Below are 22,439 nucleotides of genomic sequence, written 5' to 3'. Positions count from 1 at the left end.
TTTATGCGTCGAAAGGAGCTTGACCCATGAGCATCATCAAGGCAGGAATTATCGGACAAGGCCGCAGCGGCCGGAACATTCACGGAAATGCGCTAAGCAAACTGACAGATACGTATCGGATCGCCGCCGTGTGCGACGGACTGGAAGAGCGCCGCCAGCGCGCAGCGCAGGAATATGGGTGCAAGGCCTACGCGACATACCAAGAAATGACGGCAAACGAAAAGCTCGATCTGGTCGTCAACGCTTCGCCAAGCGAGCTGCACTTTCCGATTACGCTGGAGCTGCTCCGGCAGGGGATTAACGTGCTGTGCGAGAAACCGCTGGCCAAAACGCCGGGCGAGGTCGATCAGCTGATCGCGGCCGCCAAGGAGAGCGGAGCGGTGCTTGCGGTATTCCAGCAATCCCGCTATATGCCGGCTTTTGTGAAATTGCGCGAGGTGATTGATTCCGGCGTGCTTGGCCGGGTCATCCAGGTCGATTTTACGAGCAGCAACTTTTCCCGAAGATGGGACTGGCAGACGATCCAAGCGAATAACGGAGGCAATCTGCTGAACACCGGCCCCCATCCGGTCGATCAGGCGCTTCAACTGTATGGCGCAGACGAGATGCCGGATATTACCTGCATTATGGATCGGGCCAATACGTTCGGAGACGCGGAGGATTATGTGAAAATTGTCATGAGGGGTCCCGGACGTCCGACGATCGATCTGGAAATCTCCTCCTGCTCATTGTATCCGCGTCCGGTCTTCACGGTCCATGCTGCCAACGGCGGTCTGACAGGCGATCTGCGCAAGCTGCAATGGAAATATTTCAAGCCCGAGGAAGCGCCCCAGCAGCAACTGATCCGCACGCCGCTGATCAAGCAGAACGGAGAGCCTGCCTATTGCAGCGAAAAGCTGATCTGGCATGAGGATTCCTGGCAGTATGAGTCTGTAGAGGGCATGGCGATGACCGACCAGAATACAGCGTCGCTTTATGCGATGCTGTACGCCTCGATGACTGAGGGGACGCCGCTGGCGATCACGCCGCAGCAGGTGCGGCTGCAAATGGCGGTTATGGAAGAATGCCGCCGCCAAAACCCGCACATTTATCCCAGCAATGTGTACCAACAAGCTTAAGTGTCACAGCCTGGCGTCTGTCTACCGACAGGCGTCTTTTTTTGCCCGCAAACTTAAGGTTTCGATACTCCGGGACATCAACTAACCCAAAAATCATTGGATGGAGGAACTACTATGCCAAGGTAGGATGATCTTCTGCAGAAAGAAGTTTATACGCTGGCGTCTCAAGCAATCTAATTTTTACGAGGTCCTACAGAGAGCGAGACTTAGATCACCCCAATCTACAAATAAAACGCTTTGCGATACTCCCTCGGCGTTATCCGGTTCGACGCCTTAAACGCCTCGGTAAACCGGCTGGCGCACTTGTAACCGCACGCTTTGGCGATATCCTTGATCGCCAGCTCGTCGCGGGCGAGCATCTGCATCGCTTTTTTCATTTTCTCCGTCTGAATGTAATGGGCGACCGTCATGCCGTACAGATTCAGGAAACAGCGGCTGAACTTGCTCACACTCATCGTCGCGGCGGCAGCCAGCTCGCTTAGGGAGGGGGCGTTTAAAATATCGTAGTCGAGCTGCTTTTTGATGTCGCGGACCAACTGCTGATTTTCCCAGGTGACATGATACGCCCGTTTCCGGTTCACGATCCATTGATGGTTGATGTTGCGGTAGATCATCATTAGAAGCTCCCCGGCTTTGCATTCGTAATAAAACATAGGCAGCACCGCCTTGCGGACGGCCCACTTGATCTCGTCCATAGCGAGCGCGAGATCCGGCGTGTTATAGTCCTGCTCCGCCCATGTAGCGACATGGCTCAACCGGAGCGACTCCCCCTCCAGCTTTCCTCCCAGCAGCTGTTGAATGTAATCCTCGAACATCCATACGCACGTGTAGCAAATCAGCTCATTGGCGGGAAACGTTACCGTCAGCGGTTTTTGCGGATTCACGACAATCTGGTTCATCGGCTTCAGCCGGGCCGCGGTCCCTTTGTGCGAAAAGACGATATCGCCGGCGCTCACATTGAACATCCACATGCAGGGCTTGTCAACCCGAAACGTATAGGTCAGCGGCCGCTTCGAGGTAAACCAGACGCTCGTGCAGGACAGTCCTTCGGCTGCCGGCATTTGGACGATCCAGCCTTCTCCCGCTTCGTCGGGGAGCCGGTACTGAAAGCCCGTTCCGTACCGCTTTTTGTGCATGCCGAAATGAAACGCCATTTCCTCGAAGCCGTGTTCGTACTCGTTTGCCGGATGGGCGGTCATGGGAGTCACCTCATACTAGGTAGTGCCGTTTAGGCTTGGTTCGTTTCGTTATCGTTATCCTATATCAGAACCGCCTGGCCCACAAGTGAAAAATATGCGAAAGCGGGATAATACTATGCGAAAATTTCAAGCCGAATGATGCGGAAAATGACAGGAAAGCAGTAGTGGCCTGGGAGAACCCGTAACCGGATCAAGAAACCGGGTTCCCTGAAAGTGAAGCGGGAGCAATTGACAGTAACAATTGAGAATGATAATCTTTTTCACAAATAAAGGATGCCTCGCTAACAAGGAAATCCATGGAACCAAATCGGGTATGGGGAGCGTCGGAGGAAGATGTATAACAAGAAGCTGTTATATCAGTTTTATTCGTATTATCGTCCCTACAAGGGGCTGTTTGTGCTCGATTTTACGTGCGCGGTGTTAGCCGCTTTGCTAGAGCTGGTGTTCCCGCTGGCGCTGAATGTGGTTATCGACGACATGCTGCCGGGCGGGGACTGGATGCAGATTGTATACGGCTGTCTGGTGCTGCTGGGAATTTTCGTCATCAGCTCAGTCATGCACTATGTGGTCACCTATTACGGTCATAAGCTCGGCATCAATATCGAGACCGATATGCGCAAAAAGCTGTTCGACCGGATTCAGCGCCTGTCGTTCCGGTTTTTCGACAATAACAAGACAGGGCATCTGGTCTCGCGCATGACGAACGACCTGATGGATATCGGGGAGATCGCGCATCATGCTCCGGAGGATCTGTTCATTGCCGTGATGACGCTGGCCGGCGCGTTCGGCATTATGGTCGCGATCAACTGGAAGCTGGCCGTCCTTACATTTATTATCGTACCGCTGATGATTTGGGTTTCTTTGTACTTCTCGCGGAAAATGAACGCCGCTTTCAGCAAAATGTTCAGCGACGTGGCCGATTACAACGCCCGGGTGGAAAACAATGTCAGCGGAATGCGCGTCGTTCAAGCGTTTGCCAACGAGCAATTCGAAATCGAGCGTTTCGCCCGCAACAACGAGCAGTTCCGCCAGACGAAGCTGTCGACGTACCGGATCATGGCCTGGCATTCGTTCATCAGTTTTATTATGATGAAATTCGTTTCACTGTTCGTTATCGTATGCGGCACCTGGTTTGTCATCCAGAAGCAGATGACCTTCGGGGAGTTTATCGCTTTTGTGATGCTGTCGAACGTATTCCTGGGGCCGATCCGTACGATTAACTCGATGATTGAGACCGTTCCGAAAGGACTGGCAGGGTTTCAGCGATACCTGGATCTGCTGGAAACGGAGCCGGACGTACAGGACAAAGGGAGTAAAGAAGCCAAGCTTAACGGAGATATTACGTACGTGAACGTCCGGTTCGGCTACGATTCGGACAAACGGATTTTCGACAATCTGAACCTGAGCATCCGCGCCGGGGAAACCGTCGCGCTGGTAGGTCCTTCGGGCGGAGGCAAAACGACGCTGTGCGGCATGCTTCCGAGATTTTATGAAGCGGAGGCGGGGGAGATCCGGATTGACGGCATCGACGTCAGGGAGATGACTTTGCGCAGCTTGCGCGAGCAGATCGGCATCGTGCAGCAGGACGTCTTCTTATTCGACGGTACGATCCGTGAAAATATCGCCTACGGCAAGCTGGATGCCGGCGAGTGGGAGATTCTGGAGGCGGCGGAACGCGCGCAATTAACCGAGCTGATCCGCTCGCTGCCCGAAGGGCTGGATACGATGATCGGGGAGCGCGGCGTGAAGCTGTCCGGCGGGCAAAAGCAGCGCCTGTCGATCGCCCGGATATTCCTGAAAAATCCGCCGATTCTGATCCTGGATGAAGCGACCTCCGCGCTGGATACCGAGACGGAAGCGGCGATTCAGCTGGCGCTGTCCGATCTGTCGCAAGGACGTACGACGCTGGTCATCGCGCACCGGCTGGGAACGATCCGGCATGCCGACCGCATCCTGGTCGTAACGAGGGAAGGAATCGCCGAGGAAGGCACGCACGATGCCCTGCTTGCCAAGGGAGGCATCTACAGCAGGCTGCATCACGGGGATGTGTCGGTTGTGCTGTAGCTTGAATCGCAAAAAAAGGAGGGCTTGCGCCCTCCGACTCCGACTCGGTGATAGACAACATCCGACACTACCGACCGGTGGTCATTCCCATACGTTGCAACTTCCGCGAACGCCCGGATTCTCCGGGCGTTTTTGGTTTTCTTCCCGCCTACCCGAAATGGAGAAGGCAGCCTTGAACCGGGCGTCTGTACAGCCAACTACTTGGCCGCCTTGCGCCGGTATTCCGTATAAATAATTTCACCCGTATCGAGCTTGTTCAGCTCGTCCTGCGTCCAGCCGCTCAGCTTGTTGTTGCCTTGCACGCCGGTAACCTTGATCTTGTACTTCGATTCCAAGTATTGATGCAAAGCGGTCATATCGGCTTCCTTCAGCTCTTTGAGCTTTTTCTTGCCGTGGATTTGACCGAGAATGACCCCGATCGACTCGGCAGCAAGGCCCGTATTTGGCTGAATCCGCGCGCTGCCGAACGCGATTGCGGACGCTCCGACGTTTTTACCGGCCATAATGACGTTGTCGTATTTCTTGAGCAAAAAGCTTCGGAGCGGCATGCCGTACTTGTCCGGACGGCCCATCTCGTTGCCCCATTTGTTGACGCTCGTTCCTTGCAGATCGAGCGGATAACCGGCGATACTGACGTTGTCCCAGAACATTTTGGCACCGAGCATGTCCGACGGCTTCAGCACGTAATCCGTCTCGTAGTGGTTATATTCGCGTATGTACAAATAATCCGGGAATCCGTTCAGCTCCGCCTTCTCCCAACCGACGATCGATTTGCGGAAATGGTTCAGGATGAGCGGGATTTCTTTGCGGCCGAGCTCGAGTCCTTCTTCGACTGATTTCGGGTCCGACGGATCGATCGTGTAGATCAGGAATGCATTGATCAGCACTTCGCCGTCGCGCTGATTAACGGCGTTCAGCCCGCGGAGGAACACTCTGTCGTTCGTCGCCTTGTAAGCGTCCGTCATGCCTTGAAGCCCAATGGCAAAGCTCTCGTTTACATAACCGGTGCCGTATTTGCTTTTGCGTTCGGCGGCGGATAAGCCGTTAAAGTGAGTATTAAACGTTTTCCAGTCGACGTTTTTGAACTTCATCATCATGCCGGCGCTCATGTACTCGATCTTCTCGGGATGTCCGTAAAACACTTCGAGACCCGGCATCCGGGTGGCGTCGAGCTTCGAGACGAGGGCGGCGAAGTCGGTGTTCTCCACCCAATAGGCAGCCTCGATCCGTTTGATCTCGCCATCCTTCGTCTTGTAATCGACCGAGGTGACGGAGCCGTCGGCCGTGCCGACGCCCGGCGCGGATTTGACGCTGGCGATCGTAATGCCGGATTCGATCGGAAGACCTGCCATCAGTTCTTCGAAGTAACGGACGTATTCATCCTTTTTGCGTATTTTCGCGCTTTTGAAGCCGTCGAACAGCTTCTTGATTCTTCCTTGCACTAGGCTGCGCCCCTGATCGTCTTTCGTTTCGTCGAGAAACAGCATTTCTGCCTCCAGCACTTGTCCACCGACTTTCTCCTGGGGATCGAGCACTTTGACGTTTAATCCTTCGTCCGCCGCGGCGCGGGCCAAATATAATCCTTCCAGCTCGGAGCCGAATACGACGATATCGACTTTCTCGACCGGGACGACCGGTTCCGGAGGCGGAGCCGGTTTTTGTCCGGTTACCGGGGTACCTGTGTTGTTTTCGGGAGAAGTGGGCTGTTCGATCAGGGAGGTGTCGCCTCCGGCAAGATCGGTGGCGCCCTTTTTCCCGTATGTGGCCCATATAGCGACAGCCAGCACAAGCAGGATCAGAACGGATACGACTGTAATTGTGGTGCGGTTCAAACGCATGATGAACTCCTTTCTCTACTTGCGATTTCTGTTACAAGTCTATCATTTTTTAACTCACCCCCACAAACCATTTTGGACCGCCGAATGGATTTATCAGTACCGGGAACCCTTCGCGAAGGTTCGGGACTCAGGAGCAGGCTGCACCGGATAGGATGTCCTCGATGCCATCACAGGAGATCTTATTGCTACGGTTTGCGCCTTGGGTTGCGTGACAGCAAGAAACCGCCTGACCATCTTAACGATTCTGGGGAGGAAAATAACTTATGAAGCGAGTTTTTAAAAAGGCTGTTATTACGACAATGACTTTTGCGATGGTTGTTGGAGGGGCATCTTCGGCTTTTGCGGACAAAGGAAAAGATAAAGACAGAGACGACGATCGCCGCAGCAGCTGGACTACACCTGGTAATAAAGGCTGGAACGCTGGTAACGGAAACAACGGCTGGAACGATAAAAATAAAAGCAACTCCATTCATATCGGCGGAGACGTCAACATCTTCGTTAACTTTAACGATATGGAAGGCGTGGAATGGGCGGTTCAGCATATAGCGAGCCTGGCGTCAAAGCGGGTATTCGAGGGGTATGAGGACGGAACGTTTAAGCCGAACAACCACATCACCCGCATCGAAGCGATCACGGCGGCTGTCCGTCTGATGGGGCTTCGCGATCAGGCCGAATCGGCTGCCGAGAAAAGCACCAGCCTGAACTTTAAGGATGCGGACAAATTGGCGAAGCAATATCCGTGGGCGATCGGATACGTGTCGCTTGCGGTCAAGAACGACCTGTTCACCGAGCTGGAGACATCCGTACAGCCGGAGAAAACGGCGGACCGCCTGTGGGCGACGACGCTGCTCGTCAAAGCGTTGAAGCTGGACGGGGAAGCCAAGGCTAAAATGAATACAAAGCTTACCTTCAAGGACGCCGACAAAATCCCGGCCGGTTCCGTAGGTTACGTAGCGGTTGCCGTCGAAAAAGGATTGGTCAACGGGTTCGAGAACAATACGTTCCGTCCGAACGATCCGGTAACACGCGCCCAGCTGGCCGCATTGCTTGACCGGACAGGCGAGCAGATGCCGGGACAGGAGAAGGACGTCGTGTCGGGCCAAGTAACGGCGATTAACGGCAACGTGCTGACCGTGCTGAAGGGCGGCGTTTCGACCGCTGTGGGCCTCGACCCTAACGCTTTCGTCTTCCGCGACGGCGTACGCGCTCCGATCGCTGCCATTCAAGTAGGCGATGAAGTCCGTGCGAAAGTGATCAACGGCATCGGGATTTATTTGGAAGTGACCAAATCGACGACGACGAATCCGGCAGTTGACTTTACCGTTAACGGCCGCTTGTACTCTCTGGAGTGGAGCGATGGAAAAATCAGCAAAATCGTTGTAAATACAGCGGTATACGGCTCGGATACGCCGATCTTGAGCTATTACAACGTAGATCCGAACTACTCGGTTATCGGCAATGCGGCACTGCTTACCTATGATCGCAACATCGTGGTCAAAGGCCGCAATCAAGTTGTAGCTTCGATTGAAATTAAATAATAGAGTGCTTCCTTTGCTTCCTGATTCTGAATAAATATAGCGAAAAGGGCCGTCAGGCCGGGCGTTCATCGTCCGGTTGGCGGCCTTTCATCGTAAGAGCTATACACATCGGTATTCAGCCCGGAGTGGCCATCTACTTTCTAAGCCGATACACGGCTTCCAATCCTGCGAGCGTCGTGGCCAAATAACGTTTTGTTTGGACCTATCCGTTTTCAATAGTTCTTCTTGTTAATATGAGAAATTGGAGTATCCTCTTCTGTGTTTGGGACGGGGAGCACTCCTTTTTTGTATGCCAAAATATCAAGTAACCACAATGTTTTTAACTATGAAATGGAGTTTTCATATAAGCATGAATGCGGGGAAACGTGCTACGCGCCTATCCGAATCAACCTAGACAAATCATAAGGCTAACTAGACAAATTGTTCTTTTTATAACAAAACTATGTCAAAAATTGATCTTGGTTTGATGGTACGATGACAAATCAGATTTATTCTAGAGACAAGCACTTAAGCGGGTTCGACGGTTTAATGACCCGAGCTCAAAGTGGAAAGGAGGCTTTAACCCTTAACTGAATGAATAACAAGTTTCTGGAGATAAGCGAAAGCATGTCTAGACTCATCGGGGAGGACGGGTACGCCGACGGCAAGAAACTGCCCAGCGAGAAGGAATTGGCCGAAACGTACGGAGTGAGCCGTGAAACCATCCGCAAAGCGCTCAAGCATTTGACCCAGTTGGGAAGGGTGTATAGTATACGAGGTTCCGGTCATTACGTTAGACATTGGGTCCCGCAAATGGAGAGCACTCTGAACCGGCTTACCAGCATTACCGAGTTGATTAAGCAATCTCAGTTGGTTGAAGGAGAGATGGAGGTTCATTTCTTCAAGCGCGTACCTACTAAGGATGAGGCGGAACTGCTGCAGATTCATCCGCTTGATCCGGTGTTTGTTGTGGACCGGATTCGGACGGCCGGGGGCGAGCCGCTCATATTCAATCAAAATGTGCTTCCGCAAAGTGTCGTCGGGGAAGATTTTCCGCTCCGTTATGAAAAAGGCTCTCTGCTCAACTGTCTTCGCACCAGATATCGCATCGACATTGCGGAAGCGATGACCGAAGTATTGGCGGTCAGAGCGGAGGATCTTCTCCCGTACCGGCTGAAAGAAACCGGCGCCCCATTGCTGAAATTCAAGCAGGTGCATTATGACGCCAAAGCGTTACCTATTTTTCTGTCTTATGATATTATGCGCAACGATGTTATTCGTTTTTTTATACGCCGAGTTATGTAAGAAAGTCATTTATAAAATAATCAATTCCCAGAGGTGGATACAGGAATGAAGAAGCGAACTTCTATTTGGGCTGCCGTATGTATTTTGATGCTGTTGGTGGCTGCTTGTTCCAAAGCGGAGCCGTCCGGTACAGCAGCGGAGAAGGGTGAGGGAGGAGTCGAGATCGTTACCATAGAGGTGATGACACGCGACGCTTCCGCTCCAACCCGGGTAACCAACTTTGTCGAAGCCGCAGAAAGCTTGAACAAGAAGCTGGAGGAAGAAGGATCGAAGCAGCGCGTTAAAGTCGAACAAATTGTGAAATCGATGGGAGAAGAGGAGTTCGACCAACATTTCATCTTTGCTTCCAAATCGGGAAACACAGCTGATATTTATGCGACCGGATATTCAAAAGTCGGCTGGATGGCCGATGGAGACTATTTGTTGCCGCTCGAGGGGATCGATCAGCAAAAAGTATTTGAAAACTTGATGCCCGGTTATTGGGATGCAGTGAAATGGGACAACCGGATTTGGGGTGTTATTCAAGATACGGAAGCACGGCCGATCTTTTTCAATAAGAATGTATTGAAGAAACTCGGCTGGACGGATGATCAGATCAAATCGCTTCCGCAAAAAGCGGAAAATGGCGAGTTTACGCTGGCCGAAATGGCTGAATTGGCCCAAAAAGCTGTCGATCAGAAAGCGGCAGGCGGCGGTCTGCTGCTGACGGCGGGGGGCAAGGATCTGCCGATCATTTTCCTCAATCATGGTACCGAAGTGTATGATGCGCAGGCGGGAAAATACGTGCTCGACAAAGCCGGATTGACGGATACCTTTACGTTTTTGTCCAAGGCGGTAAACAACGGTACCATGGAACGGTCGTTCCTGTCCACCGGGAAGGACGACATGCTCAAGGCTATGATCAACGATGATGTATTGTTTTTGCAGGCAGGCATCTGGGACGAGGCAAAGTGGCGGACGCGCGGTATGCATAACAAGCTGGGTAATGTCACCTCCGAATATGTCATGGACAATATCGGCGTCATGGTGATGCCGACGGCGAAAAAGGGGATGAAGCCGGTCACCGTGTCCAATCCGTGGGTTTACGTAGTTCCGAAAAAAACGAAACATCCCGAATTGGTCACCCGGCTGCTGGTGGAAGTCAGTTCGCCGAAGCTTCAAGCTGAGCATGGCGTGCAAACGTCGCATATCCCGTTTACGAAGGAAGGTCAGGAGTACGATACGGTGAAGCAAAATGCATGGCTCAATTATGTCGGATATTTGACCAGCTATTCCCGGTTCATGCCGAATCATCCGGATCAGCCGAAGTTCGAAAAAATATTGAAGGATGCGACGCAAAACATCGTAAACGGAGACATGTCACCGGAGCAGGCTGTTTCCTGGATGGAAAAGCAGATGAAGCTGAACCTTGGCGATGCGTTCAAGTAAGGAATCGGGGTTCGCTCCAACAAAAGGCAAGCGAGGTGCTTTGGAATTGGAAGACTCAGCAAAGATGAGCCAAATCCCCGGAAAGAAAGAAACACGCTGGCGTAAATTCAGGGAAAATACCGTATTCGGTATGATGCTTTCGCCCTTCATGTTTAATCAATACGTACTGTTTACTATAACCGCCATGATGGTTGTGCTCATTTCCTTTACTTCGATGGACTCGGCGCTTCGCTGGGAGTTTAACGGTCTGATCAATTTCCAGAAAGCGCTGCTTGATCCTGCAATCGGGCTGATTGTCCTCAATACCGTGTTATTTGTTGCTGTAACGCTGTTCATTAAGGTGGTGTGGGGGCTGATTATCGCTCTCACCACCACTTATTACATCCGTTCGGAACGTTTAGGCACCTTTTTTCGGATGATTTGGCTGCTGCCCCGGGTATCACCGGGAGTTGTTGAGGCGCTGTTGTGGACGTGGATTTTCAGTTCCAGCTCCTACGGAATTCTGAACACGCTCATGTTTCATCTTTACGGTTGGGAAGCGGTGGATTGGCTGGACCGTTATCCGCTGCTGATTAATATCGCCCTGTCCGGCGTTATGGGTTCGTCATTGTCGATGGTTGTATTCTCATCGGCCATTCAGTCCATTGACAAATCGTATTTTTATGTGGCCAAGGTAGACGGGGCGAATGAAATGACCATTCTGAGAAAATTAATCATTCCTTTTCTCAAATGGCCGCTCACCTTCATCCTAATTTGGCAGGGGCTCTCTCTGTTTACCAGCTATGAATCGATTCTTCTGCTCACTGACGGCGGACCGATGCATCGGTCGGAAACCTGGGCTCTGTATGCTTTTCACACCGCGTTTTTTACGCTTGATTTCGGCTACGGCTCGGCGATCTCGCTGTTCATTTTGCCGATTGTCATTTTGGTGATGGTCATTTCATATCGGCTGTTCGGGTTCAGCAAGCTTATGAAATCAGTTTGACAGCCTTTTTTCATAAGCCTATTGCGAAAGGAAGAGGTTTCGTGGAAATGAAAATGATGCAGGCGGAAATGGGACAACGGGACGAAAACCGCCGCAAAGCCGATCACGGGAGTTGGATCAACCGCAGACGAAAATGGCTGCAGTCCATGCCGAACGTGTTCTCGATTGCACTCATGGCGGCCGGTTCGCTGCCTCTGATGGCTATTTATGTCTGGATGGTGCTGGTCTCTTTCAGCGACTCTGGTCTGATACCTAAAAATCTGACGCTTGAGAACTGGAGTTTTTTATGGTCTGAACTGAACATTGACGGCTATATCTATCCAAGCGTTTGGACGATCTTTCTGAATACGCTCTTTATTGCGACAGGTACATCCATTTTTGAGGTTTTGTTTGCTTTGCTTGCGGGTTATGTCATTTCGCAGACCCGCTTCCCGGGCAGGACGATTTTACTCCAATCCACCCTGCTGACGCATGCCTTCCCCGCTATTACAGGACTGATCGCGGCATTTTATATTTTAAATACAGTCGGACTGCTCAATACGCTTACAGGCATTATGATCTTGAAGGTTCTGGGCGGTATTCCGATGTCGACTTGGATTATTAAAGGCTTCTTCGATGAAGTGCCCAGAGAATTGACATGGGCCTCGCAAGCGGACGGATGCGGACGTCTGAAAACATTTATGACCGTCTTCCTCCCTCATATCTGGCCGGGCGTTGCGGCGATCTCGTTATTCGCCTTTTTGAGCGGATGGGGCGAGTATGTCATGATATCGGTGTTTCTGTTCGATGACAGCATCAGTACGTTGTCGGTTGTCATCAAGTCGCTGTACAACGAGACATCTTCCGCAAGCTACGGTCAGGTTATGGCATTGGCCACATTTTATATGCTGCCGTGTGTGGTGCTCTATTTCTTCTCGCAGAAGGCGTTAATGAGAATGAAGCTGTAAATCGGGCGACAGAGGTTGCCCAAATCGGGAACGGAGGTGTTTGTCGTGCGTGTCCAAATCGAGCATTTGTATAAATCATTTGAAGAGAGCAAGGCGGCCGTGCACGATTTCAATTTGCGGGCCGAGGATGGGGAGTTCGTGACAATGCTTGGCCCAAGCGGCTGCGGAAAAAGTACGACGATGTTGATGATCGCGGGCATTCATGAAGTGTCCAAGGGCAGCATTTATTTTGACGATGATCTGATGAATTATGTGCACCCGAAAGACCGGAATATCGGAATGGTGTTTCAAAATCCGGCCTTGTACCCGAATATGAATGTGCTTCAAAATATATCGTTTCCGCTTCGCAACCTTAAAGTTCCGAAAAAAGAGGCGGAACAACGGGCCAAAGATGCCGCTGAAATCGTTCAGATGTCCGATTTTCTGAAGCGAAAGCCGCGACAATTGTCTGGCGGACAGCAGCAGCGTGTGGCGCTCGCGCGAGCGCTGGTGAAGCGGCCGAGGCTGCTTCTGCTCGACGAACCGCTGTCCAGCCTGGACGCACGTCTGCGGATGAGCTTGCGGGAAGAAATTCGCCGCATTCAAAAGAGTCTGGGGATTACAACCATAATGGTGACACACGACCAGGAGGAAGCAATGTCCATGTCCGACCGGATTGCTGTGATGAATAACGGCGTGCTGCAGCAGTTTGGAACACCGGACGAGTTATATAATAACCCGGTCAACTGGTTCGTCGCACAGTTTCTGGGCATGCCGGCGATGAACAGGCTGGAGTGTCACTGGGAACGTCCCGGCTGCAGCATTCATGTTGCGGGAACGCCGGATGTGCTTACCCTCCCTGCGGAGCTGGCGGTGAGCGGGAACATCGTCGCTAACCAGCGGTTGCTGCTTGGATTTCGTCCTCATCAGGCAAAACTTGCGAGCAACGGAAAGGGAGGGGCCAAGCCATCCCTAGGCGCAAAAATAAGCATGATTGAATTTACGGGCCGGGAAAAGCTGCTTCATCTTGTCGCGGGAGAGCAGGAGATCAAGATGTATGCCGATCTGTCCGATGCGGTCAGCGAAGGGGACGAAGTCCGGCTGGAAGTAGCTCATTTCCGTTATTTATTCGATGCCGAATCCGAGCAAAATCTGATGGTAAAGGAAGATACTCATGAAGCCCTCGCCATTCAGGAGGAAGGACGGATGGCGGTTGCGCGGTAAATGGATCATCGCGGATTTAGACGGAACACTGCTCAATTCAAGACAGCGGATTGGCGATAGTACGGTGCGGCGCATCGAGCTCTTTCGTCAGAACGGCGGAGATATTACGATTGCGACCGGGCGCACGCTGATTAGCGCGAAGCCGTATATTGAGCAATTAAAAATTACGATGCCGGTCATTTTGTTTAACGGAGCCAAGATATACGATCCCTTGCAAAAAGTATATTGGGAGGAGCACTTTCTGCCGCTGCCGTATACGGAAATGATTATGAATCTGTACAGTATGACGAGCGTACGTTTTGGCCTGGATCTTCTGGTTTTTGTGAATGAACGCATTTTTACGCCGGAGATGACAGATCGAATCAGTCAAATCAGCTTGAAAGACGGCGTACATGTAGAGCAACTGCCGTATACGAGCATATGCGGCGATTGGAAGCGGATCAACAAAATGATGTTTCTGGGCGGACATCAACAAATTGAGCAGTTTAGAAATTACTGCAAGCGGGTGTTTCTCGATCTAGAGCCTGGTGAGCTGAATTCAGTTATATCGGAGCCTGGTATGCTTGAAGTGCTGCCGCCGGGCATCAACAAGGGAACGGCATGCCGCCGGCTGCTTGAAATGACTGAAGGGACGGAAGAGCGGCTTGTTACGGTCGGCGACGGCTTGAACGATATGGAGATGGTTTCAGCATTTCACGGCATTGCAATGAATAATGCTCATCCGGATTTGAAAAAATCGGCAAGCTGGGTCACATTGCGAAACAATGACGAAGATGCGCTGGTTGAAGTGATCGATGCAATTGAACAAACCAAACGGGTTGAACCGTGATCTGAGGAGGAATAAATATGTCCACAACGATTCAAGCTATGATGCCGCATGCTTCGCAGTTTCCAAGCACCTGCCCGCGTTATCCGAATGTCTGGTTTTATGTCAACACCACGCTCTGTCCTTCCTACGGAGCCGCAAGAGATCTTGTCATGCGGGAGCTGGAGACATGCATCGATATGGCCAATGACTTTGGTTATAGCCACAATGCCGAAGGCTGCGACGCATTCGCAAGGAGAAGAGGGCTGCAGCCAATCCATCTGGGAGAAGACGGAGCTCGCAGCCATGATCATTGTGTCCATTTGCGGTTTTATTATGAAGCGTTGAAGTCCTGCCAGCTCGTTGAATTAGACGGGATCCAATATTATCAGTATGCCGCGAGCGTTCACTATGAGGTCGATCGTCCGCGCCCGCTTCATCCCTATGTGGACGAGTGCCCGCATTGCGGCTGTACGGGAGAGTACGCTTCCTACCAGGGAGCTGTAACTTCCGTCAAGAATGAGCGCGTTCATGACCCGCTTGGAGCTGAAATTGTCGTAAATGGCACGATTCGGGGGGAGAAAATTGTCGCCTTCAACGGCGTCAGTTCCCTGCAGGAACGGTATAAGATGCGCATCGAACAGTTTCGGCCCGAACGTGAAGATATGAATACGGCCGTTGTTGCCGCGGTCTTTCTGGAAGACAGGCGGTGAGTGTAATGGAGCATGAGAAGAAGCTGCGTTTTCGCGAGGACGGCACGTTTAAAATTGTACAGTTTACTGATTTGCATTGGCATAACGGTGACGAGAAGGACCAGAGCACCTTGCAGTTAACAGAAAAGATCATTGCGAAGGAGCAGCCTGATCTGGTCGTTTATACCGGCGATGTCATTGGAAGCATGCAGAGCGTTCATCCGCCGGTCTCTTTTCTGCAGGCTACGGAAGCGCCTGAACGGCTCGGGGTCCCGTGGACTGTCGTATTCGGCAACCACGACGCCGATAAGAAGGATTTCGATAAGGAAGAGCTGATGGAGGCCGTTCTGACGCGCCAACATTGTTTTGCCAAAGCAGGGCCGTCGGAACTTCACGGTTTGGGCAATCATGCCCTTACTGTGACAGCTAGGGACGGCAGTGCGGGAGGGGCGCTGTTCATGCTCGATTCCGGGCAGTATGACGGCGACGATTATGAGTGGATCCATACCGATCAAATTCAGTGGTATGTGAAGACATCCGAGGCGATGCGGCATCGTTGGGGCCGGACGATTCCTGCGCTTGCTTTCTTCCATATCCCGCTTCCCGAGTACGATACCGTATGGGAGACGGGGAACTGTGTTGGCCGGAAGGGGGAGAAGGTTTGCTCTCCCAAGCTTAATTCGGGTTTTTTCACAGCGATGGTGGAGCAAGGGGACGTAATGGCTACGTTTGTCGGACACGATCATGTCAACGATTACTGCGGCGAATATCGCAGGATTCGGCTTTGCTACGGCTTAAAAACCGGCTATAACGGTTATCCCCACAACGATCCCGCTTTCAAACGCGGAGGACGGGTCATCGTCCTGCATGAAAATGAACGTCGCTTCGATACTTGGCTTCATCATGAAGACCATAACATCTCGCAGGTTCTTATGACGGGCTCGAACCTTTAGGATAAAAAAAAGCAGGCGTTCCTTTGTATGCGGGGCGTCTGTTTTTTATTCGTAAGCACAATCTATCCTTCCTCGGATCGTGGAGATATTTTCATTACACAGCGCCTTCACAATCAGCAATCTGTATGAGACAACGAGCTGTTTGACATTGAACATTTCGCTGTTTCATGCTATTCTCTAACTGGTTTTCTTTTAAATCCTGTCAGGATCGGGGAGTAGTGGATATGAGCGGACGGATACCGTCTCCATTTTACATTCAAAATACAAGCGATAATACGCTGCTCGGCGACATCTTGTTCCCATTCGCCTATGACGAGCTGCTCTGTCAAAAAATCGGCGAAGGCGCGCCTGCATTCGTGCACATCTGGAGGCACGAGAAGGCGGTTGTGCTGGGTTTGCGCGACCGCAGATTGCCGCATGTGGAACAAGCGATGGAATGGCTCAGGCTGCATGGCTACCAGGTAGGTGTGCGAAATTCGGGTGGAGCGGCCGTATCGCTCGATCCGGGTATCGTCAATCTGTCCATCGTCATGCCGAATCCGGGCGGCAAGCTGGAGTTCAAGGAAGACTTCGAGCTGATGTACTCGCTCATCCGTGAAAGCTTCCGCAAGCTCGGTCTGGACGCCGACAAGGGCGAAGTGTGTGGCTCCTATTGTCCGGGCGAGTACGACGTCAGCGTCAACGGACGCAAGCTGTGCGGCATCTCGCAGCGGCGCCAGACGAAGGCGTTTATCGTGAATGCGTTCGTAGCCGCCGAAGGGCATGCCGTGCGGCGCGGCGAATTGATCCGCTCCTTCTATGAGCTTGCGACCGGAGGCAACCTAGAGAAGGACGTGCCGGTCGTAGAACCGGAAACGATGGCCACCCTGGCCGAACTGGGCGGTTACGGCGTCACCGGGAAAACGTTCGTCCAAGCGCTCGTGCAGACGCTGCAGGAATGGGGCGGGACGATCGGCCGTCATCCGGACAAGCCTTCGATGCAGGAGCTGGAACGGATGGCTGGACTGCTGCGCAGCCGTTACGACAGCCGGGAGCCTGCGGAATAAGGGACGGATGAGCCGGGTGCCAAGTGTGCTGAGTGTGTCATGTGTGCCAAATGCGCCGAGTATGCCGGGTGAGCGGCTGGATGACGGGTTGCCCCCCTTATTCGCGCGATGCGATACTGCGAAAACGCCTTAAGCAGCGTCACCCGGTGGCGGAAGATCGGCTGATGCGGCAGCCGGGCTGTGGGGGCTGCTGAGACCAATTAGAACGCTCCTTTCGGGTTGAAGCCGGAATGGGGCGTTTTTTTAGGCTTTTTATTAGACAGGCATGTTTATGTTCTTCACCGTGCTAAAACGGATAAGGGAGCTCCTTAGAACGAGCATGTGCCGCAAGAAACCCTTTCGCTTTAGGCCACCAGTATGCCCCATCCTCGTAAAGTGCATTTGCCAGGCGTCGGCAGATCTCATTCTGCTGGATTACCTGCAATTCAGACAATTGATCGAGAGCGGCCAGGTAACAAGGATAGCAACTCGCTTCTCATAGGTGGCGGCGATTTAGCTTTATGCCGTGCTACAAGCGGGAGAGGAGCCGAATAAGAGCGATTTGCATTCTTTATTCTGTCCGAAAACCCGCTTGGACGGGGAATAAGAGCGGTTTGAAGCTGTTAAAATCGGCGAAAAAGGCACAGACGCGACGAGTTGGCTGAAATAAGGGGGGCAGACCGCCTTTATTTGTTGCGGTTTAGGGGAAATGATGATAATAGAGGGTGCAAAAAACTCTTATTTTGTCCAGAGCTCGCACGCGTATGAGGGTTTTGTTGTCGGGAAATTCCTGAGTAGGCGCGCAAGAGCAGATTTTTTGGCCGGTTGGAAGCAGAGAATGGGCGAGAATAGGGCACATTCCTGCAGACGAGCAGGAAAATTCATGAAAGGTTCGCATTTCGGCTTTCTGCTCGATATAAGAAAAAACCTGCCGCTGGGGCAGGTTTGGGTCGAACCGGGCTTTACTCCGCTGGTTGGCGAGTTTCACTTTACTCCTATGAGTCAAACCGCGATTACTCCCCGGAAAATACTCTGCCTGCGCAGGAATCGGTCGGATATGTCGCATGTGTGATTTCATGACAAGGCTGATCATCCGATTTGCCGTACCCAGCCCATTTACTTGGCAGCCTGCACGGCATTTGCGCTTTGCATATACTCCTCGAGGGTGATCCCTTTGTCGGTTATTTCCTTGGCGATCTTCGTGCCCACGTAACGGAGATGCCACGGCTCGTACTGATAGCCGGTGATGCTCTCCTTGCCTTTCGGATAACGGATGATAAAACCGTGTTCGGCCGCGTTTTTGGCCAGCCACTTCGCTTCCTTCGTATTGGCGAAACAGTCGGAGGCGGCGCATTTGCCGTCGCTGCCGGATATGTCCATGGCAAGACCGGTCTGGTGCTCGCTGTGTCCGGGTACGGCGCTGTATTTGCGGGCGGCTTCCTCGCCGTCCTTTTTCACGTAATTGTCGAATAGTGTCTTCTGCGTCGCCTGCGTCCGGAATCCGGATACGCCAGCAAGGGAGACCGAGTCCTTCTTCGCGGCGGCGACGAGCTTCTCCAGCGCTCCTGCCGCTTCCTTGCGCATCAATCGCTTATCGCTTTTCTCCTTGAAGATAAACGGGATGTCCGGTTCGACCAGATCGGTCGGTTTGTAATTGTCCGGCAACCGGTACGTCTTGTTGACGAGCACCGCGACATCCGCCGGCTTCGCGACGACCAGAACCGCTTTCGGATCGCCGTTGCCGGCGGAGCCTTTGTCTCCTGCGGCGTTATTCCCGCCAGGTTTATCTGTACCATTACCTGTGCCCGTTCCGGTCCCGTTGCCGGTTGACGTCGCAGGGTCCGTAGTTTTGGGCGGATTCGGGGAGCCGGTTAATTCGGGCACCTTTGGACTCTGGGTCGGATTCGGGTCCGTGCCCGCGCCGCCTGGCGCCGCAACGGCAGGTTTATCCGATCCGGCGCTGTCCTCGGGAGGAGTGGCCTGTTTGTCACCGCAAGCCGCGACAATGAATACTAGGCCGGTCAGCAGCAGAGCGGCCGTGGATTTGGAACGTTTTCGCTTCATGATCAGTAGCTTTCCTCCAATGCGTATAATCGGTGTCGGTGTTGCACATAAAAATAGACGTTGCTGCATCGCAGGATGTTTCATGTTTGCAGCGCTGCATGAATGACAAGTTTTGAGCAGGAAGGAAATTATCCGAAGAAACGGGTTAGCGCTCCGGGCAGCTCTTTTTGCCAAAAGCCCCAAATATGTTTGCCGTCCTTCTCTTCGTAGACCAGCTTGGTCCCCTTCGCTTCCAGCATCGTCCGGGTCAGCCGGTTTTCGTTCAGGAAGTCGAACGTGCCCGAAGACGTTTCGACGGCGGTCTCCTGCAAGCCGATCAGCATGTACAGCTCCAGCCACGACAAGTCGCTTTCGGTGGCGAGGCGGCTACGGGTGCTTTCCAGGAAAGCGCCGGACAGCGACAGCACCCGGTTGAACAGCTCGGGGTACTCCAGGGCGAGATGTAGCGATACCGTGCCGCCCAGCGAATCCCCTGCGATGACGCGTTCTGCCCGTTCCCGTCTTGCAGGATAACGCTCCTCGATATAAGGAACGAGCTCCTCCGCGAAAAAACGGCAGTACGCTTCGAACCGGGAGCCGTCCGGGGAATATTCATCAGTGCGAACCCGTTTGTCCACATCGACGCCGACGACGAGCGCAGGCTCCAGCCCTTCGTCCAGGATGAGCCGGGTGATGGTCGTTGCGGTGCGGCCGAAGTTGAAGAAGTCCTCGCCGTCCTGGCAATACAGGACCGGGTAAGACATCAGCTCATTGTAGCCCGGAGGCATGTATATTTTGACGCTTCTGGCTTCCGGCAAAAAAGCGGAGCGCACTTCTTCCTTAACGATCGTGCGTTTGGTGTAACGGTCATCGTTCATTGCGGCATGTTCCTTTCCGATTGAAAATGGTTCGTTAAGTGTAAACTAATTGGAGATGCGGCTGCCGCCGAAAACGACTGGCCGCAATCCAATCATTATAACAGCGAGGGGCGGAATAGAAAAAGTTTTGATCGAATGCTATAGATTTTTGTCGAACTGTACTATATAATGGTGGTACTCTGTTACATACGAGTTTCCGCTAAAATCAAGTAGTTTCAGGCTTGAATAGCTGACATTGTTATGAAACAGGGTGCTCAATATACTATAACAGTTTGCTGTTCTGTATAACCCAATACTTAAAACCATTTCAGAGGTGAAAGCGATGAGCAAGCCATTGTCCGAAGTTCGGATCGACGAGATCCAGCCGCTCTCGATCCTGTCTCCGAACGGCGAGATCGTGAACCCGGAAGCCGCTCCGAATTTGTCCGACGATCAATTGAAAGAACTGATGCGCCGCATGGTATTTACCCGCACGTGGGATCAGCGCGCCGTATCGCTTAGCCGTCAAGGCAGGCTCGGGTTTTTCGCGCCGGTATCCGGTCAGGAAGCGTCCATGATCGGGAGCGAATTTGCGCTCGATAAAGAAGATTGGGTATGCCCGGGCTACCGCGATATGCCGCAGCTCGTCTGGCACGGTCTTCCGCTCTATCAGGCATTCCTTTATTCCCGCGGACATCAGCATGGCGGACAAATTCCGGAAGGCGTCAATGTGCTGCTCCCGCAAATCATTATCGGGGCTCAGATCGTACAAGCTCCCGGCATTGCGATGGGTCTTAAGCGCCGCGGCAAGCAGAACGTAGCGATCGCTTATACGGGCGACGGCGGCAGCTCCCAGGGCGACTTCTACGAAGGAATGAACTTTGCGGGAGCGTTTAAGCTTCCTTGCATTTTCTTCGTCCAAAACAACGGTTATGCAATTTCGACCCCGCGCGCGAAACAAACGATGGCTGCTACGATCGCCCAAAAATCGGTCGCTGCCGGGATTCGCGGCGTACAAATCGACGGTATGGACGTACTTGCCGTATACAAAGCCGTATCCGAAGCTCGCCAGCATGCGCTCGAAGGCGTACCGACTCTGATAGAAGCGATTACGTACCGGTTCGGCCCGCACTCGATGTCCGGCGACGATCCGTCCAAATATAGAACGAAAGAAGAATCCGGCGACTGGGAAACACGCGATCCGCTCGTCCGTTTCCGCACGTACTTGACAGCGAAAGGGCTGTGGAGCGAAGAGGAAGAAAACAAAGTGATCGAAGAAGCGAAGGAGCACGTCAACGCGCAAATCAAAAAGGCGGAAGAGACGGAGAAGATGACGATTCCGGGCCTGATTGATTCGATGTTCGAAACGACGCCGGCGCATCTGGAAGAGCAAAAAGCTTGGTTTGCGGGCAAGGGGGGCAAGTAAGCGATGGCACAGTTAACGATGGTTCAAGCGATTAATGAAGCGATGAAGCTGGAGCTTCAGCGTGATCCGAACGTTATGATATTCGGCGAAGACGTTGGTCATGTCGGCGGCGTGTTCCGCGCTACCGAAGGACTTCAGAAAGAATTCGGCGAAGAGCGCGTATTCGATACGCCGCTGGCCGAGTCCGGTATCGGCGGTTTGGCGGTCGGTCTTTGCGTGCAAGGGTTCCGCCCGATTATGGAAGTACAGTTTATCGGCTTCGTCTTTGAAGTGATGGACTCGATCGTAGCGCAAGCGGCTCGTCTGCGCTGGCGGTCCGGGGGAAGCTACACGGCTCCGATGGTTATCCGGACTCCGTTCGGCGGCGGCGTAAAAGCGGCTGAGCTGCATACGGACAGCCTCGAAGGCATGCTCGTGCAAACTCCGGGGATCAAGGTGGTTATCCCTTCGAACCCGTACGATGCCAAAGGACTGCTGATCTCCGCAATCCGTGACAACGACCCGGTCTTCTTCATGGAACATCTGAAGCTGTACCGTGCGTTCCGTGCGGAAGTACCGGAAGGCGAATATACCGTGCCGATCGGCAAAGCGAATATCGTCCGCGAAGGGAAAGACGTGACGATCCTCACTTACGGCGCGATGGTTCACACTTCGATGAAAGCCGCCGAAGAGATCGAGAAGTCGCAAGGCGTGTCCGTCGAAGTCATCGACCTGCGTACGCTTATGCCGCTTGATATCGAAACGATCGTGGAATCGGTCAAAAAGACGAACCGCGCGATCGTCGTACAAGAAGCCCAGAAGACAGCCGGCATCGCTGCCGAAGTGATCGCTCAAGTAAACGAGAAAGCGATCCTGCATCTGGAAGCTCCGGTCCTCCGCGTAGCGGCTCCGGATACGGTATACGCGTTCGGACAAGTCGAAGACGAATGGCTGCCTACGCCAGCTCGGATTATCGAAGGAATTAATCAAGTATTGAACTTCTAAATAAATGAGTTCACGGCTGTCCATCCGGCACCGGCCTTCAAGTGAAGCTG

19 protein-coding genes are annotated in these 22,439 nt (G+C 52.7%); 15 read left to right on the top strand and 4 right to left on the bottom strand.

Annotation, left to right across the window (positions count from 1 at the left end; all coding sequences use genetic code 11):
* Positions 1-26: 26 nt before the first annotated feature.
* A complete protein-coding gene (locus IDH45_RS30895) occupies positions 27-1,118 on the top strand; it encodes a Gfo/Idh/MocA family protein (protein WP_190932006.1) in 1,092 nt (363 codons plus the stop codon).
* Positions 1,119-1,339: 221 nt separating this feature from the next.
* Here IDH45_RS30895 and IDH45_RS30890 read toward each other — a convergent pair whose 3' ends face one another.
* Positions 1,340-2,317, bottom strand: a complete 978-nt coding sequence (locus IDH45_RS30890; RefSeq protein ID WP_190932005.1) for a helix-turn-helix domain-containing protein — start codon at positions 2,315-2,317, stop codon at positions 1,340-1,342.
* A gap of 348 nt (positions 2,318-2,665) precedes the next feature.
* Here IDH45_RS30890 and IDH45_RS30885 point away from each other — a divergent pair, with 348 nt between their 5' ends.
* Positions 2,666-4,381 carry an ABC transporter ATP-binding protein gene (locus tag IDH45_RS30885; protein WP_190932017.1) on the top strand — a complete coding sequence of 572 codons (1,716 nt, stop codon included), beginning with the start codon at positions 2,666-2,668 and terminating at the stop codon, positions 4,379-4,381.
* 197 nt (positions 4,382-4,578) lie between these two features.
* Here the strand turns inward: IDH45_RS30885 and IDH45_RS30880 are convergent, their stop codons facing one another.
* Positions 4,579-6,219 carry an FAD-dependent oxidoreductase gene (locus IDH45_RS30880; RefSeq protein ID WP_190932004.1) on the bottom strand — a complete coding sequence of 547 codons (1,641 nt, stop codon included), beginning with the start codon at positions 6,217-6,219 and terminating at the stop codon, positions 4,579-4,581.
* 263 nt (positions 6,220-6,482) lie between these two features.
* Between IDH45_RS30880 and IDH45_RS30875 the strand changes: the two genes are divergently transcribed.
* From IDH45_RS30875 to IDH45_RS30825, 11 genes are all read left to right on the top strand, one after another.
* A complete protein-coding gene (locus IDH45_RS30875) occupies positions 6,483-7,757 on the top strand; it encodes an S-layer homology domain-containing protein (protein ID WP_190932003.1) in 1,275 nt (424 codons plus the stop codon).
* 606 nt (positions 7,758-8,363) lie between these two features.
* Positions 8,364-9,041, top strand: coding sequence for a GntR family transcriptional regulator (locus IDH45_RS30870; protein ID WP_190932002.1), 678 nt, complete (start codon positions 8,364-8,366; stop codon positions 9,039-9,041).
* A gap of 45 nt (positions 9,042-9,086) precedes the next feature.
* Positions 9,087-10,469 (top strand): ABC transporter substrate-binding protein, encoded by a 1,383-nt coding sequence (locus tag IDH45_RS30865; RefSeq protein WP_190932001.1) that lies wholly within the window; start codon positions 9,087-9,089, stop codon positions 10,467-10,469.
* Complete coding sequence (locus tag IDH45_RS30860; RefSeq protein WP_223837171.1) at positions 10,456-11,454, top strand: carbohydrate ABC transporter permease; 999 nt, start codon at positions 10,456-10,458, stop codon at positions 11,452-11,454. The genes IDH45_RS30865 and IDH45_RS30860 overlap by 14 nt, the downstream gene beginning before the upstream one ends.
* 47 nt (positions 11,455-11,501) lie before the next feature.
* Positions 11,502-12,401: a carbohydrate ABC transporter permease gene (locus IDH45_RS30855; RefSeq protein WP_223837170.1), complete on the top strand. Its 900-nt coding sequence runs from the start codon at positions 11,502-11,504 to the stop codon at positions 12,399-12,401.
* Positions 12,402-12,446: 45 nt separating this feature from the next.
* On the top strand, positions 12,447-13,604 hold the full coding sequence (locus IDH45_RS30850; RefSeq protein ID WP_190931999.1) for an ABC transporter ATP-binding protein: 1,158 nt from the start codon (positions 12,447-12,449) through the stop codon (positions 13,602-13,604).
* Positions 13,594-14,433 (top strand): HAD family hydrolase, encoded by an 840-nt coding sequence (locus IDH45_RS30845; protein WP_190931998.1) that lies wholly within the window; start codon positions 13,594-13,596, stop codon positions 14,431-14,433. The genes IDH45_RS30850 and IDH45_RS30845 overlap by 11 nt, the downstream gene beginning before the upstream one ends.
* Positions 14,434-14,450: 17 nt before the next feature.
* Entirely contained in the window at positions 14,451-15,122 is a 672-nt protein-coding gene (locus IDH45_RS30840; RefSeq protein ID WP_190931997.1) for a hypothetical protein, read from the top strand.
* 5 nt (positions 15,123-15,127) lie between these two features.
* Positions 15,128-16,054: a metallophosphoesterase family protein gene (locus IDH45_RS30835; protein WP_190931996.1), complete on the top strand. Its 927-nt coding sequence runs from the start codon at positions 15,128-15,130 to the stop codon at positions 16,052-16,054.
* A gap of 224 nt (positions 16,055-16,278) precedes the next feature.
* Positions 16,279-17,100 carry a lipoate--protein ligase family protein gene (locus tag IDH45_RS30830; protein WP_190931995.1) on the top strand — a complete coding sequence of 274 codons (822 nt, stop codon included), beginning with the start codon at positions 16,279-16,281 and terminating at the stop codon, positions 17,098-17,100.
* Between the two features lie 862 nt (positions 17,101-17,962).
* Positions 17,963-18,151, top strand: a complete 189-nt coding sequence (locus IDH45_RS30825) for a hypothetical protein (RefSeq protein ID WP_190931994.1) — start codon at positions 17,963-17,965, stop codon at positions 18,149-18,151.
* Between the two features lie 44 nt (positions 18,152-18,195).
* Here IDH45_RS30825 and IDH45_RS30820 read toward each other — a convergent pair whose 3' ends face one another.
* Positions 18,196-19,143 carry a M15 family metallopeptidase gene (locus IDH45_RS30820; protein WP_190931993.1) on the bottom strand — a complete coding sequence of 316 codons (948 nt, stop codon included), beginning with the start codon at positions 19,141-19,143 and terminating at the stop codon, positions 18,196-18,198.
* A gap of 128 nt (positions 19,144-19,271) precedes the next feature.
* A complete protein-coding gene (locus IDH45_RS30815; RefSeq protein WP_190931992.1) occupies positions 19,272-20,000 on the bottom strand; it encodes an alpha/beta hydrolase in 729 nt (242 codons plus the stop codon).
* Between the two features lie 322 nt (positions 20,001-20,322).
* Between IDH45_RS30815 and pdhA the strand changes: the two genes are divergently transcribed.
* Together pdhA and IDH45_RS30805 are read left to right on the top strand one after the other, a co-directional pair.
* Positions 20,323-21,405 (top strand): pyruvate dehydrogenase (acetyl-transferring) E1 component subunit alpha, encoded by a 1,083-nt coding sequence (gene pdhA / locus IDH45_RS30810; RefSeq protein ID WP_190931991.1) that lies wholly within the window; start codon positions 20,323-20,325, stop codon positions 21,403-21,405.
* A gap of 3 nt (positions 21,406-21,408) precedes the next feature.
* A complete protein-coding gene (locus tag IDH45_RS30805; RefSeq protein WP_190931990.1) occupies positions 21,409-22,389 on the top strand; it encodes an alpha-ketoacid dehydrogenase subunit beta in 981 nt (326 codons plus the stop codon).
* Positions 22,390-22,439: the final 50 nt, after the last annotated feature.

The organism is Paenibacillus oceani (genome assembly GCF_014705615.1).
Taxonomy (GTDB): domain Bacteria; phylum Bacillota; class Bacilli; order Paenibacillales; family NBRC-103111; genus Paenibacillus_AB; species Paenibacillus_AB oceani.
The sequence above is the reverse complement of the archived record's forward strand: the minus strand, read 5'-3'. Positions and strand labels throughout refer to the sequence as shown.

What these genes read in the sequence shown, in the direction of transcription:
- IDH45_RS30895 (WP_190932006.1), top strand. Translation starts at nt 27, where the DNA reads ATGAGCATCATCAAGGCAGGAATTATCGGACAAGGCCGCAGCGGCCGG.
- IDH45_RS30890 (WP_190932005.1), bottom strand. Translation starts at nt 2,317, where the DNA reads ATGACCGCCCATCCGGCAAACGAGTACGAACACGGCTTCGAGGAAATG.
- IDH45_RS30880 (WP_190932004.1), bottom strand. Translation starts at nt 6,219, where the DNA reads ATGCGTTTGAACCGCACCACAATTACAGTCGTATCCGTTCTGATCCTG.
- IDH45_RS30875 (WP_190932003.1), top strand. Translation starts at nt 6,483, where the DNA reads ATGAAGCGAGTTTTTAAAAAGGCTGTTATTACGACAATGACTTTTGCG.
- IDH45_RS30870 (WP_190932002.1), top strand. Translation starts at nt 8,364, where the DNA reads ATGTCTAGACTCATCGGGGAGGACGGGTACGCCGACGGCAAGAAACTG.
- IDH45_RS30865 (WP_190932001.1), top strand. Translation starts at nt 9,087, where the DNA reads ATGAAGAAGCGAACTTCTATTTGGGCTGCCGTATGTATTTTGATGCTG.
- IDH45_RS30860 (WP_223837171.1), top strand. Translation starts at nt 10,456, where the DNA reads ATGCGTTCAAGTAAGGAATCGGGGTTCGCTCCAACAAAAGGCAAGCGA.
- IDH45_RS30855 (WP_223837170.1), top strand. Translation starts at nt 11,502, where the DNA reads ATGAAAATGATGCAGGCGGAAATGGGACAACGGGACGAAAACCGCCGC.
- IDH45_RS30840 (WP_190931997.1), top strand. Translation starts at nt 14,451, where the DNA reads ATGTCCACAACGATTCAAGCTATGATGCCGCATGCTTCGCAGTTTCCA.
- IDH45_RS30835 (WP_190931996.1), top strand. Translation starts at nt 15,128, where the DNA reads ATGGAGCATGAGAAGAAGCTGCGTTTTCGCGAGGACGGCACGTTTAAA.
- IDH45_RS30830 (WP_190931995.1), top strand. Translation starts at nt 16,279, where the DNA reads ATGAGCGGACGGATACCGTCTCCATTTTACATTCAAAATACAAGCGAT.
- IDH45_RS30825 (WP_190931994.1), top strand. Translation starts at nt 17,963, where the DNA reads ATGAAAGGTTCGCATTTCGGCTTTCTGCTCGATATAAGAAAAAACCTG.
- IDH45_RS30820 (WP_190931993.1), bottom strand. Translation starts at nt 19,143, where the DNA reads ATGAAGCGAAAACGTTCCAAATCCACGGCCGCTCTGCTGCTGACCGGC.
- IDH45_RS30815 (WP_190931992.1), bottom strand. Translation starts at nt 20,000, where the DNA reads ATGAACGATGACCGTTACACCAAACGCACGATCGTTAAGGAAGAAGTG.
- pdhA (WP_190931991.1), top strand. Translation starts at nt 20,323, where the DNA reads ATGAGCAAGCCATTGTCCGAAGTTCGGATCGACGAGATCCAGCCGCTC.
- IDH45_RS30805 (WP_190931990.1), top strand. Translation starts at nt 21,409, where the DNA reads ATGGCACAGTTAACGATGGTTCAAGCGATTAATGAAGCGATGAAGCTG.